General features: G+C 74.1%; 10 protein-coding genes. 2 read left to right on the forward strand and 8 right to left on the reverse strand.

Translation table 11 applies throughout. The features are described 5' to 3' along the window. The first annotated feature begins 40 nt into the window (after positions 1-40). Entirely contained in the window at positions 41-1,558 is a 1,518-nt protein-coding gene (locus GA0070603_RS14555; protein ID WP_091313323.1) for a GntP family permease, read from the forward strand. Between the two features lie 48 nt (positions 1,559-1,606). Here the strand turns inward: GA0070603_RS14555 and GA0070603_RS14560 are convergent, their stop codons facing one another. The 6 genes from GA0070603_RS14560 to GA0070603_RS14585 form a co-directional block, all read right to left on the reverse strand. Beyond that, positions 1,607-1,924 (reverse strand): putative quinol monooxygenase, encoded by a 318-nt coding sequence (locus GA0070603_RS14560; protein WP_208862884.1) that lies wholly within the window; start codon positions 1,922-1,924, stop codon positions 1,607-1,609. A gap of 18 nt (positions 1,925-1,942) precedes the next feature. Continuing rightward, a complete protein-coding gene (locus GA0070603_RS14565) occupies positions 1,943-2,701 on the reverse strand; it encodes a MerR family transcriptional regulator (protein ID WP_091313329.1) in 759 nt (252 codons plus the stop codon). 155 nt (positions 2,702-2,856) lie between these two features. Then, on the reverse strand, positions 2,857-3,489 hold the full coding sequence (locus GA0070603_RS14570; RefSeq protein WP_091313332.1) for a hypothetical protein: 633 nt from the start codon (positions 3,487-3,489) through the stop codon (positions 2,857-2,859). Positions 3,490-3,616: 127 nt separating this feature from the next. Beyond that, positions 3,617-5,896, reverse strand: coding sequence for a putative bifunctional diguanylate cyclase/phosphodiesterase (locus GA0070603_RS14575; protein ID WP_208862885.1), 2,280 nt, complete (start codon positions 5,894-5,896; stop codon positions 3,617-3,619). A 206-nt stretch (positions 5,897-6,102) separates the two neighbouring features. Further along, positions 6,103-8,295: a trypsin-like serine protease gene (locus tag GA0070603_RS14580; RefSeq protein WP_091313336.1), complete on the reverse strand. Its 2,193-nt coding sequence runs from the start codon at positions 8,293-8,295 to the stop codon at positions 6,103-6,105. A gap of 104 nt (positions 8,296-8,399) precedes the next feature. After that, on the reverse strand, positions 8,400-8,900 hold the full coding sequence (locus tag GA0070603_RS14585) for an ArsR/SmtB family transcription factor (RefSeq protein WP_208862886.1): 501 nt from the start codon (positions 8,898-8,900) through the stop codon (positions 8,400-8,402). Positions 8,901-8,956: 56 nt separating this feature from the next. Here GA0070603_RS14585 and GA0070603_RS14590 point away from each other — a divergent pair, with 56 nt between their 5' ends. Beyond that, positions 8,957-9,910 carry a S41 family peptidase gene (locus tag GA0070603_RS14590; protein ID WP_091313340.1) on the forward strand — a complete coding sequence of 318 codons (954 nt, stop codon included), beginning with the start codon at positions 8,957-8,959 and terminating at the stop codon, positions 9,908-9,910. Between the two features lie 4 nt (positions 9,911-9,914). Here GA0070603_RS14590 and GA0070603_RS14595 read toward each other — a convergent pair whose 3' ends face one another. Beyond that, positions 9,915-11,414 (reverse strand): hypothetical protein, encoded by a 1,500-nt coding sequence (locus GA0070603_RS14595; protein ID WP_091313346.1) that lies wholly within the window; start codon positions 11,412-11,414, stop codon positions 9,915-9,917. A gap of 31 nt (positions 11,415-11,445) precedes the next feature. Continuing rightward, a complete protein-coding gene (locus GA0070603_RS14600; protein ID WP_091313352.1) occupies positions 11,446-12,525 on the reverse strand; it encodes a hypothetical protein in 1,080 nt (359 codons plus the stop codon). Between the last annotated feature and the right edge of the window lie 40 nt (positions 12,526-12,565).

Raw genomic sequence — 12,565 nt, forward strand, 5'->3', positions numbered from 1 at the left:
GTACCGGAGGCACGGACGACTACCGAAGGTCGTGATTGCCGTGGTCACACTGCTCGCCGCACCGGCGGAACCGCTCACGAACGCCGGCAACACCCAGCTCGTCATCGCCGCCGTGCTCGGCATCGCCGCCGTGGTGGTGCTGATCGGCTGGGGCAAGGTGCACCCGTTCCTGGCGCTGATCCTCGGCGCGGCCGTGCTCGGCGTGGTCGCCGGGGTCAGCGCCGACAAGATCGTCACCTCGTTCAGCGGCGGGGTCGGCTCGACCGTCGGCGGCGTCGGCCTGCTGATCGCGCTCGGCGCGATGATCGGCGGCCTGCTCGCCGAGTCCGGCGGCGCGGACAGCATCGTGGAACGGGTGGTCGGCCGGGTCTCCGGCGGCGCGCTGCCGTGGGCCATGGCCGGCGTGGCCGCGCTGATCGGGCTGCCGCTCTTCTTCGAGGTCGGCGTGGTGCTGCTGGTCCCGATCGTGCTGCTGGTCTCCCGCCGGGTCGACGTGCCGCTCATGAAGATCGGCATCCCGGCGCTGGCGGGCCTGTCGGTGCTGCACGGCCTGGTGCCGCCGCACCCCGGCCCGCTGGTCGCGATCGACGCGCTCGGCGCGAACCTGGGCCAGACCCTGGCCCTGGGCCTGCTCGTCGCGATCCCCACGGTGATCATCGCCGGCCCGGTCTTCGGTAATTTCATCGCCCGGCACGTGCCGGCCACCGCGCCCGAGGCGCTGCTGCCCACCCGGCGGCCGCTCGCCGTCGGCGGGGAGCGGCGGCCGACCCGCCCCGGCGAGGGCCGGCTCGACGCCGACGGCGACCTGGTCACCGAGGACGACCTGGTCAACCCGGGCGCCGGCCGCCCCGGCGCGCCGATCGAGGAGCCGGTGGGTCCCCGCGCCCGCCGCGAGCCCGCGCTGTGGGCCGCCGTGGTCACCGTGCTGCTGCCCGTGGTGCTGATGCTGCTGCGCGCGATCGGCGAGCTGACGCTGGCCGAGGGCACCGCCGGCCGCAAGACGCTCGACATCATCGGCACGCCGATCGTCGCGCTGCTGGCCGGCGTCATCTTCGCGATGATCTTCCTGGGCTACCGGACCGGGTTCAGCCGCAGCCAGGTCTCCGGTTTCCTGGGCGGCTCGCTGCCGGCGATCGCCGGCATCCTGCTGATCGTCGCGGCCGGCGGCGGCTTCAAGCAGGTGCTCGTCGACGCCGGCGTGGGCAACATGGTCGCGGACGCCGCCAAGGGCGCGAACCTGTCGCCGCTGCTGCTGGGCTGGCTGGTCGCCGTCGGCATCCGGGTGGCCACCGGCTCGGCCACCGTCGCCACGATCACCGCCGCCGGCATCGTGTCGCCGCTCGCGGCCACCCTCCAGGGCCCCGAGGTGGCGCTGCTGGCGCTGGCCATCGGCTGCGGATCGCTGTTCTTCTCGCACGTCAACGACGCCGGCTTCTGGCTGGTGAAGGAGTACTTCGGGTTGACCGTCGGGCAGACCATCAAGAGCTGGTCGGTGATGGAGACCATCATCTCGGTGGTCGGCTTCGCCGGCGTACTCCTGCTCGACCTGGTGTTGTAGCGGCCGCGTGCCGCGCGGGCGCCCGGCCCGGCCGGTCGGGCGCCCGCGTCACGGCGCCTCGACGCCGGAGATGCGGAACTTGTGCACCTCGGCGCCGAGGATCATCGCCGCCTGCTCCCCGTCCGGGCCGGCGCCGCGGAAGTCCAGCAGTTGCTGGTCGGACTCCCACCGCTCGTAGACGTTGATCCGGCCCGGCTCGACCAGGTCCGCGCTGACCGCGAAGTCCACGCAACCCGGCGCCGAGCGGGCCGCCCGGACGACGTCGACGCAGGAGGCCAGGTAGGCGTCCCGCCGGGCCGGGTCGACGTAGAGGGTGCCGGCGACGATGAACAACGTGACCTCCCGAGGGTGAGCCGTCCGGCCCATCCTGGCACCCCGGGCGGATCAGGCCCGGCTGATCGCGTTGGCGTGGATCGCCTCGTTCAGGTACGCCGCCAGCCCCGGCCGGATGTTCTCGTAGTACGCGGTGAACCGCGGGTCGGCCAGGTACATGTCCGCGAGCCCGGTGTGGATCTCGTACGAGCAGTCGTAGAACCACCGGCTGATGAGCTGCCGGTGCTCCTCGGCCAGCGCCATGGCCTCCGCCGAGTCGGCCGGCGCGCCCGACTCCATGAGCGCGGTGATCCGCCGCCCCCACTCCTCGTTCTCGGCCTTGTTGCGCAGCCAGTCGTCCTTCGAGTAGCGGGCGGCCCGCTCGCTCGACTGCCGGTACGCCTCGGTGCCGCCCCAGCGCCGCTCGGCCTCCTCGGCGTGCTCGTCCGGGTCGAAGTTCCCGAACACCTCGAACCGCTCCTCCGGGGTGAGCTGAATGTTCAACTTTCTCGCCTCCATCGCGAGTTCGATCGCCGCGACCATGTCCCGCAGCTTCCCGATCCGCCCGGTCAGCAGCTCGTGCTGCCGGCGCAGGTGCGGCAACGGGTCGCCGCCCGGGTCGTCGAGGATCTCGGCGATCTCCTCCAACGGGAACCCCAGCTCCCGGTAGGCCCGGATCAGCTGCAACCGCTCCAGGTCCGCGTCGTCGTAGCGGCGGTAGCCCGCCGCGGTGCGGCCGCTCGGCGAGAGCAGCCCGATCTCGTCGTAGTGGTGCAGCGTCCGGACCGTCACCCGGGCCGCCCGCGCCACCTGACCCACCGTGTACGCCATGGTTTCCCTCCCTTCCGCGACCAAGGCTCCCGCCTCCCGCTGCGTGAGGGTCAAGCCCGATTCTGCGGCCCGTGTCACACGGCCGGCGCGCGAAACGGCGATCGCCCCCGGTCTCCCGAGAGGGTGCGGGAGACCGGGGGCGATCGGGGGCCGGGTCAGGTGGTGATCCGCTCCCGCTCCGGAGCGGCGAAGGTCGCGCTGACCGGGGTGCGGAAGGCGTGCACCAGGCCGGCGACCGAGAGCAGCAGGAGCAGCGCCGCGCCGAGGTACATGGCCAGGGCGCCCTGCTCGGCCTTGCGGCCGAACTCGCTGAAGCCGTACGAGGTGAGCAGCAGGCCGCGCAGCGTCTCGCCCTTGAACACGGTCTCCCGCTGGGCGGTGACGTCGGCGAGCTGCTTCTGGAGGTCGGCCAGGTTGGCGGCGTTGGTCTGCTGGGCCTGGGCCACCTGCTCGCGCAGCGCGGTCTGCGGCGCGCCCAGGTCGGCGTACGTCTTGCCGCCGCCGATCGCCTTGAGGTGCAGGCCGATGTACTCGTTGGCGTAGCACTCGGCCTGCTTGCCCGTGGTGAGCCGCTTGCCGGCGTACTCGCGCAGGCAGTCCGACTTCTTCTCCTCGTCGCTCAGCTTGTCGGCCGGCGTGAAGCTGATGTGCTGGGCGGCGAGCTGGTCGTGCACGTACTTGTTGGCGAAGTTGGCGTTCGTCGTCAGGACGACGCCGACGACGAGCAGCAGGACCGCGAGGCCCAGCCCACCGATGCTGAACAACAGGTCGAGCGTCCGTCGCTTCATGTCTGTACTCCTGTATGGATGGTGTCCGTCGGTTGTTGACACCATCCTGGTGGTGGACCGGGCACCGCCAGCAGGGCCGAACCCCCTGTCCTGTCCGGGACCTTCGGCCCGGCGCCGGCCGGGCCGGTCAGCGGGCCGCGTCGACCGGGGTGAGCGCGTGGAGCAGCTCGGACAGGGCGACCGGGCGGCCGTAGCGCCAGCCCTGGCCGTGCAGGCAGCCGATCGCGGTCACCGCGGCGTGCTGGCTGCCGGTCTCCACGCCCTCGGCCACCACGGCCAGGTCGAACGCGCCGGCCAGCCGGTTGACCATCTCGACAGTGGCGTACGCCCGCGCGTCGTCGGCGTCCAGCCGGGACACGAACGACCGGTCGATCTTCAGCTCGGTGGCCGGGATCCGGTGCAGGTAGCTCAGCGAGGAGTAGCCGGTGCCGAAGTCGTCGATGGCGATGCGGATGCCCAGGTCGCGGAGCTGGGTCAGCCGGTCGAGCACCGCCTCGCTCCCCTCGATCAGCGCCGACTCGGTGAGTTCCAGGGTGAGCGCGCGTGGCGGCAGGCCGACCGCGCCGACCGCCTCGGTGACCGTGGCGATCAGGTCGGGCCGGCGCAGGTGGGCGGCGGCGATGTTGACGGCCACGGTCACCTCGGGCACGTGCCTCCGCCAGGTGGCCGCGGCCCGGCACGCCTCGTGGATCACCCACCGGTCGATGGCCAGGATCAGCCCGGTCTCCTCGGCCAGCGGCAGGAACCGCGCCGGGGGGAGCACCCCGAGCCGGGGGTGCCGCCAGCGGACCAGCGCCTCGGCGCTGCGTACCGTGCCGGTGGCCAGGTCGACGATGGGCTGGAACTCCATGAGCAGCTGCCCCTCGTCGACCGCGCGGCGCAGGTCGGCGATCAGCTCGGCCCGGGTCACCGCCGACTCCCGCAGCTGCGGCGTGCACGTCCGGTACGCGGACTTGCCGGCCGCCTTGGCCGCGTACATGGCGATGTCGGCGTCGCGGAGCAGGTCGGTGTGGGAGGTGTGTTGCGGGCCGTACTCGGCGATGCCGATGCTGGCCGACGGGTGCACCCCCAGGTCCTCCTCGCCGGGCAGCGGTTCGAGGGCGGCGAGCAGCCGGACGGCGAGCCGCTCCGGCGGCACCGGCCGGTCCCCGGCCACCAGCACGGCGAACTCGTCGCCGCCCAGCCGCGCGATCATCCCGTCGGGGCCGATCGCGTCACCCATCCGTTCGGCGATGGTGGTCAGCAGCCGGTCACCGGCGGCGTGCCCGAAGCGGTCGTTTACCTGCTTGAACCCGTCCAGGTCGAGGAGCAGCACGGCGACCGGCCCGCCGTCGCGCAGGGCCCGGCGCAGCCGCCGGGTGAAGGTCAACCGGTTGGGCAGGCCGGTGAGCTGGTCGGAGTAGGCGAGCCGGCGGAGCCGGGCGACCAGCCGCAGGTTCTCGTTGGCGGCCAGCCCCTGACGCAGCGCGAGCACCCCGAGCAGCGCCATCATGCCGATGAAGATCATGTGCGGGGTCTGCCCGGTGGGCCGCCGGGCGAGCACCACGGCGACGATCGCGCCGCCCACCGGCAGGTACGGCAGGGCGACCCGCCACCACGGCGGCAGCGGCGACTCGCCGGTCTCCTCCTCGCCCTCGCAGGCGGGCGGCGGCGGGTACCGGGTCGCGAGCCCCATCAGCAGGTAGCTCAGCGGCCAGCAGACGTCGATCGGATGGCCGGGGGCGTAGCTGCCGTGCGCCACCAGGGAGACGTAGACGGCGTCGGCGGCGGCCCGGGTGGCCAGACCGACCCCGATGACGGTGAGCGCCCGCCACATCGGCCGGGCCGGCCCGGCCACCGCCACCAGGATGGTGAGCTGCATCAGGTCGAGCATCGGGTAGAGCAGCCCGAAGGTGCGCTGCGGATCGGCCAGGTCGGCGTCGGCGAGGTCGCGGAAGACCACGACCCACCCGATCGGGATGAGGGCCAGGCCGACGATCACCCCGTCGAGCAGCGTGCGAGCCTGCCCGACCAGGCTGCGCGGGGCGGCCAGGGAACAGAGCAGCGCGGCGGTGCCGGTGACGATGCCGGCGGTGAACAGCCCGCCGACCAGCGGGGTGTGCGGCAGGTCGTGCCCGCTGAGCCGCTCGACCGTCCACACCGTCCGGCCGACCGCGGCGAGGATCATGGTGGCCGCGAGCAGCGCCCAGAACCGGCGCAGCGGGGTCGGGTGCCGCCGGGCCACAAGCGTGCAGGCCACCGCCGCCCAGCTCGACACCGCCACCGCGCCGAGGTCGCTGACCAGGGCCGCGCCCGGCAGGCCGCCGGCCAGCCACACCGCTTCCCCGAGTACGACGAGGACGGCCGCGACGAGCCCGACACGGCCGGAGAGCGGGCGACGGGCCGGCGCCACGGCGGCGAGGCTCACGTCCTGCTGCGGTACAACGATTCGCTCCGGCTCTCTCTTGAGACGGGCACCCTCGACGGTGAGGACCGGTTGCGGACGGCGAACGGCGCAAGCCTAGTCAGCGCCCGGTGCCGCCGCCAGAGCCGATCGCTGTCGGCCACCGAACGGCGGCGCGGGCCGCCCCCACCGCAGTGGAGACGGCCCGCGTCGTCATCGGGTGCCGCTGGTCACCAGCGGCGCGTGCTGTCCGGCCAGGCGTCGTACGGCTGGACGGAGAGGATGGCGTCCCAACCACCGCCGGCCGTGCCGGTCGGCACGTACGCCGTCAGGTCGGCGCCGGTGCTGTCGAACGGGCTGGTCTCCAGGTAGCCGGTCAGCACGCCGTTGGCGTCGCGGCGGTAGTAGTGACCGCTGCCGGGCGAGAAGAGCGAGGTGACCCCGCTCCAGCCCGTCGTCGCCGGGTCGAAGCGGCCGTCCCAGGCGCCGGCCGGGGTGATGTAGTACGTGGCGAGGGCCCCCGTGCTGGTCGTGGTGATCAGGTGGCCCTTGCCGTTGGCGCCCAGCGACAGCACACCGAAGCCACTGCTGATCGGCACCACGTGGTTCGTGATGTCGGTGGCGACGGCCGGCTTGGACTTGGTCACCGTGTAGCGGTGCAGGACACTGCCCGCCTGGCCGAAGAGTGAGCCGTAGCCGTCGTAGACCAGCCGGGTGTGCGTCCAGCCCCCCTGAATGGAGGCGGTCCGGGTGAAGGTGAGCGGCTGGGTGCCCGTGATGTCGACCCGGTAGAGGTCACCACCGTCGGTGACGAGCAGCGTGTCCGAGTTCAGGGTGGCCAGCGTCTTCGGCGTGAAGCCGAGGGTCTGCGTCGACACGGTGCTGAAGACCGTGGCGCCGGTCACCGGGTCGAACGCGGTGTAGGAGAGCCGGCCGTCGGGCTTGGCGCCGTAGACCGAGACCAGGCCGTGCCACGGCCGGGCCGACAGCAGCGTCTGGCTCCAGCCGCTGGTGCTGACCGCGGTGGACTTCGTCAGGTCGGCACCGCTGCCGTCGTACGGGTTGGCGTCACGGTACCGGTCCAGCCCGCCGGTCGAGGTGCGGGCGAAGTACCAGCCGCCACCGGGCGAGAGCACGTGGGTGTAGCCGGCCCAGCCGGTCGCGGCCAGGGCGCTGTAGACGAAGCCCTCCGGCCCGCCACCGTTGATCTTGTAGGAGAGCAGCCGACCGTCCGCGATGTTGCCGAGGATCCGGCCGGGCCCGCTCGCCGTGAGGGTCTTCTGGGAGAAGCCGGTGGCGACGACGGTGGACCGGCTGAGGTCGGCCGCCGTGGCCGGCTTCTCCGTCGTCAGCGTCCGGCGGCGCAGCTCGTTGGTGGTGGCGATGATGCCGTAGAGCGAACCGTAGCCGTCGTAGGCCAGCCGGTCGTAGGTGGACCAGCCGTCCATGACGGAGGTGGTGGTGAAGGTCAGCGGGTCGAGCCCCGTGACGTCCACCCGGTACATCGTGCCGCTGGTGCTTGTGATCAGGATCGTGTTCTCGTTCAGCGTGGCCATGGCCTTGGCCGTGAAGCCGAGCGTGGCGGTCGACTGGCGGTTGGCGCGCAGCTGGCCGCTGGCCGCGTCGATCACGCTGTAGGTGAGCTGACCCCCGGCGGCGACGCCGAAGATCTGCACGTCGGCGGTCTGCTCGCGGATCCACGAGCCCAGGTCGTCCACCCGGGTGACGGTGGCGCCGTCGCGGGTCTCCGTCTCGGCCAGGCAGCCCTTCTGCCAGGAGGTGTTGCTGATCGCCACGAGCTGCGGCGTGCCGGCGACGTCGCGGAGCGCGGGGCCACCCGCGTCGCCCTTGCAGATGGTCGCCCCGGCCGAGGCGCCGACGATGTCGGCGGTGTCGGCGGCGACGGCCTGGACGGTGAAGTCGGCCGCGTGCAGCCGGTCCGGCACCCACTCGGTGGCGGTGCGGCCGTAGCCGGCCACCTTCAGCGTCTCCGCGGCGGCGGGCGCGGTCGCGGCCAGGGCGACCGGCGCGATGCCGGCGACCGGGGCGGAGAGCCGCAGCAGGGCGAGGTTCCGGTCCGGGTGCGGGACGACCGCGACGGCCGCCAGCTCCCGACCGGCTGTCGTGGTGAGGTCGGTGCGGCCGACGACCACCGTGGTCGGCTTGGTGGGCGCGCCGGCGGCGACCGGCGTGGTCCCGTCGGTGAGGCAGGTCTTGGCCGTCACGACGAAGTTCTGGTCGACGAGCGCGCCGGTGCAGGCCCGGGCGTCGCCGAAGGTCACCTTGGCGGTGAAGGCGTAGGTGCCGTCGGGCACCGGGGTGGCGCCGGTGACGGCCGAGGCGGTTCCGCCGCCCAGCAGACCCGAGGCGAGGACGACGCCGAGGAGACCGGCTCCCCATCGCCGTGCACGATGAGCTGACAACACATCCCCCGTTGAGGTAGCGACAGCGGGCCGGGGGTCCGACCCGATCTCGCAGGATGTTAGCCATCGATAGCGGTTCGCGATGCGCGCAGGAACATAAGCGATCAAGAGGGACGATCAGGGCGGCGGTAGAGGGAGACCAGGACGCCGTAGCGGGGCTGGTCCGGGCCGGCCTCCTCGGCCTCGCCGACCAGTGTGTCCAGCGTGGACCGCAGCCGTTCGGCCTGTGCCGGGGTGAGCCGCAGGTGGCGCAGGTGCAGCAGCGGGTCGGGGTCGCCGGCCAGTTCCTCGGCGACCGCGCCGAACAGCGCGGTGGTGGCGCCGGCGTCGCCGGTCTCGCCGGTCAGTCGGCGGAAGGCGCGCTCGTGGTACTGCTCGGTGCCGCCGCGCACCTGCCGGGTGTGCGCGGTCCGCACCATGCCGGCCTCGGTCAGCACCTTGAGGTGGTGGGCGACGGTGCCCTTGGCCGCGCCGAGCCCGGTGGCGAGCTGGCTGATGGTGGCCGGCCCGGACCCGAGCGCGAAGAGCAGCCGGTGCCGGAACGGGTGGGCCAGCGCCTTGAAGTGGGCCGGGGTCCGGACCTCCAGCTCGGTCTCGTGGTTCACCGCCAAAGCGTCTAATTCTCTTGACGCTTTGTCAACCCGACTGCTCTACTCAGGACATGCGACAGGATGAGATCACCGACATCGTCGAGCGGGCCGCGAAGCTGGTCGCCGAGCAGTACGTCTTTCCCGAGGTGGCCGGCCGGATCGCCGCCCACCTGGGCGACCGGCTCCGCGCCGGGGCGTACGACGGGGTGGCCGACGCGGCGGCGCTCGGCGCGCTGGTCACCACCGACCTCCAGGAGGCCAACGGCGACCTGCACCTGCGGCTCAAGCACCACGAGGCGCCGCTGGCCGACATCGCCGGTGACCCGGCCGAGGAGCACTTCGTCCAGCTCGCCGCGCTCACCATGGGCGGCGTTGCCCGGGTGGAACGGCTGCCCGGCAACGTCGGGCTGCTGGAGATCAGGCCGTACCTCTTCCCGCCGCACCTGGCCGGGGACCTCGTCGTCGCCGCGTTGCGGCTGCTCGCCGGCACCGACGCGCTCCTGCTCGACCTGCGCGGCAACCGGGGCGGCAGCCCGGACATGGTGGCACTGGTCTGCGGCTGGTTCTTCGCCGAGCCGACCCACCTGCACACCATGCACGAGCGGGCGGGGACCACCCACCAGTACTGGAGCGCGGCGTGGCTGCCCGTGCCCCGCTACGCGCCGGACAAACCGGTGCTCGTGCTGACCGGTCCGGAGACGTTCTCCGGCGGCGAGGAGTTGGCGTACGACCTCCAGCAGTTCGGCCGGGCCACAGTGGTCGGCGAGCGGACCCGGGGCGGCGCGCACCCGCGGATCGGGCACCGGCTGCACCCCCACCTGGAGCTGACCGTGCCGGTGGCCCGGCCGGTGAACGCGGCGAGCGGCACCAACTGGGAGGGCTGCGGGGTCGCCCCCGACGTCGAGACGCCGGCCGGGGCGGCGCGCGAGGTCGCGTACCGGAGGGCCCTGGAGAGCCTGCTCGCCGCGGACCCGGAGCGGCCGACGGCGGCCGAGGCGCGCGACGCCCTGGCCGCCCTGGGCTGAGGCGTCAGGACCAGTCCTCGGCCGCGGCCTCGGGAGCGGGTGCCGTGGCCGGTGGGCCGCCGTGGGTCCAGGGGGTCTCCTCCGGGGCGGGGAAGGCCCCGGCCGGCAGGAAGCCGTCCGACAGGGTGGTGAGGCAGAGCCGCTCCCCCACCTCCGGCACGGTGCCCGGCGGCGCGGTCAGCCCGCGCCCCATCCCGCCGGAGAGCTCCAGCACCACCTCGGTCTTGCCGTCGGCGGCCGGGGTCACGAAGACCACCTTCGCCTTCTGGGCCGGCCGGGCCGGGGAGTACAGGGTCGCGCCGACGGGCACGAGCACCGGCTCGGTGGTGACGACCTGGATCCGCGGGCGCAGCACCGGCCGCTTGCCGGTGTCGTCCACCCGCTTCGGGTCGGCAAGGGTCACGTCGCCGACGAACGCCTCCCCGGTCAGCCGGTGCTCGGCCATGACCAGGGGGTCGTCGTAGGCGCGCTGCACCGCGTAGGAGGTGAGCGCCCGTTCCAGCCGGTGCAGACGCAGCGCCGCGGCCACCGCCCCGTCCCGGCGCGGCTGCGGGCCGCCTCCCGCGTCGACGTGCTCGGCGTGCGCCGTGAAGGCGTCCTTGTCGCCGTCCCAGCGGCCGGCCACCCGCGCGCCGGCCGGCAGCGCGCGGAGCAACCCGACGCCGCGCCACATCATCTCCCAGGTGGGCGTCAGCTGGTCGCGCAGCAGCCGTTCCAGCTCCGCGTACGCGGCCGCGCGGGCGACCGGGTCGTCCTCGGCGCGGGTGTACGCCTCGATGGCCGGGGCGAGCCGGTGGTTGTCGAAGTCCGGGTCGGTGGCCGGGCCGGCCGGCGGGCAGTGGGCCGCGTCCTCGGCCCGGGCGGCCGCCTCGGCGCCGGTGAGCCCGGGCGGCGGGTCGAGCCAGCCGAGCAGCGCCGGCAGGTGGAGGTCCTCGACGGCGCTCTGCCCGGTCGCCCAGTGCAGGGTCAGCGCCTCGGTGAGCGCCACGAGAGCCGCCGAGCCGGGGTGCTCGGCGCGCTCCGCGAAGAAGGTCAGCCAGCGGCCGAGCAGCGGCACCGACGGGTGCACCGGGTGCTCGCCGTCCGGCCGGCGGAACCGGGTGGAGCGGCCGAACAGCCGCAGGAAGGTGATCCCGGCCGGGTTCGGCACGAGAAGCTGCGGGGCGTCGACGTAGCGGTGCCGGACGTCCCGGCCCCGGTCGACAGGCACCGCCTCGGTGCGGTCCCGGAACTCGTCCAGGTACGGCAGCACGATCCCGGCCAGCTCGGCCGCGAACGCGAAGCGCTGGTCCCGGTTGCGGGGCTGCGGCACGACGAGCAGCCGGGCCTCGTCGGGCGCGGCGCCGACCAGGGCGGCGAGCGGGGCGTTGGCCTCGCCGGCCAGGGCCAGCGGCACCAGCACGAGCGGGCGGTCGGACAGGTGCAGGTGCCGGACGGTGGCCACCGGCTGGGCCACCCCGGCGGTGACCGCCTGCGCCTGGGCGAGGGCACGCAGGGTGCTCACCGGGTGCTCCGGGTGGGGTGTCGGGGCGTACTCATGCGGGGTGCCCGGCGAGGGCGTCGGCGCGCAGGCGCGCGGCGGCGCGCAGCAGCGCGGCGGCCTCCGCCTGCTCCGGCTCGGGGGCACGTTCTCCGGCGGCGAGGGCCAGCACGTCGGCCACCTCGGCGACGCCGCCCAGCGCCTCGCGGACCGGCCGGCCCAGCGCGCCGGTGTGGCCGCGCGCCTCGTGCCGGCAGAAGTAGGCCAGCTCGCAGGCGGCCAGGCAGTCCGGCGCGTAGCGGGCCGGTACGCCGTGCAGCGCGCCGGCCAGCGTGGCCGGGTCGGCGCTCAGGTCGGCGGTGAACCCGGCCGGCACAGCGGTGAGCAGGTCGTCGATCCGGGCCATCCGGTCGAGCTGGCGGCGCAGCACCAGCAGTTGCTTGCGCACGTCGAGCAGGCTGGCCACCGGCCGGTTGGCGAAGTCCCGCGGGCAGACCAGCACCACCTCGTGCGAGACGAGGTCCGGGTCCCGCCCCTCGGCGGCGAGCAGCTCGCGCAGCGCCAGCACGTAGACGGCGGACTGGATCGCCGCGGCGGCGACCTTGGCCGGGTCTGCCTGGCCGTCGATGATCGGGAAGGACTTGATCTCCACGACGTGGAAGCGGCCGGCGAGCCGGGCGGCCACCAGGTCCGGTTCCAGGTTCACCCGGCGGCCGGCGACGTCCAGGCCGAGCAGCGGGTGGTCGAACAGCGCCGGCCCGTCCCCGGACGCCGTGAGCGCCGTGCGGGACCGCTCCGGCCGGTCCTCGTCGCCGCCCAGGTCGGTCCAGGTGGCCCCGTCCGGCACCGGCACGCCCAGCCGCTCCGCGACCAGGCGCAGCAGCTCCGCCCCGCCGTCGGCCTTCACCTGGGCCTCGAACGCGTTGCCCCGGGTGATGGCGAAGCGGGACTGGCCGAACCGGGCCGGGAAGCCGACCCGCTCGGCCAGCTTCGGCTTGTCGACCCCGGCGCTGTCCAGCACGGCCCGGCGCGTGCAGCCGGGGTTGCCGGTCAGCGCGGCGATGGTGCGGGCGTTGTGCCGCCGGGGCGGCACGCCACCCCGGATCTCGGCCAGGCGCTGCGCGGTCTCCGTCATGATCCGCCCAGGATAGGCGGTGTCCGCCGCCACGCCATGC

It is taken from the genome of Micromonospora chersina (assembly GCF_900091475.1).
Classification (GTDB): Bacteria; Actinomycetota; Actinomycetes; order Mycobacteriales; family Micromonosporaceae; genus Micromonospora; species Micromonospora chersina.

What these genes read in the sequence shown, in the direction of transcription:
- GA0070603_RS14565 (WP_091313329.1), bottom strand. Translation starts at nt 2,701, where the DNA reads ATGGCGTACACGGTGGGTCAGGTGGCGCGGGCGGCCCGGGTGACGGTC.
- GA0070603_RS14560 (WP_208862884.1), bottom strand. Translation starts at nt 1,924, where the DNA reads ATGGGCCGGACGGCTCACCCTCGGGAGGTCACGTTGTTCATCGTCGCC.
- GA0070603_RS14600 (WP_091313352.1), bottom strand. Translation starts at nt 12,525, where the DNA reads ATGACGGAGACCGCGCAGCGCCTGGCCGAGATCCGGGGTGGCGTGCCG.
- GA0070603_RS14590 (WP_091313340.1), top strand. Translation starts at nt 8,957, where the DNA reads ATGCGACAGGATGAGATCACCGACATCGTCGAGCGGGCCGCGAAGCTG.
- GA0070603_RS14570 (WP_091313332.1), bottom strand. Translation starts at nt 3,489, where the DNA reads ATGAAGCGACGGACGCTCGACCTGTTGTTCAGCATCGGTGGGCTGGGC.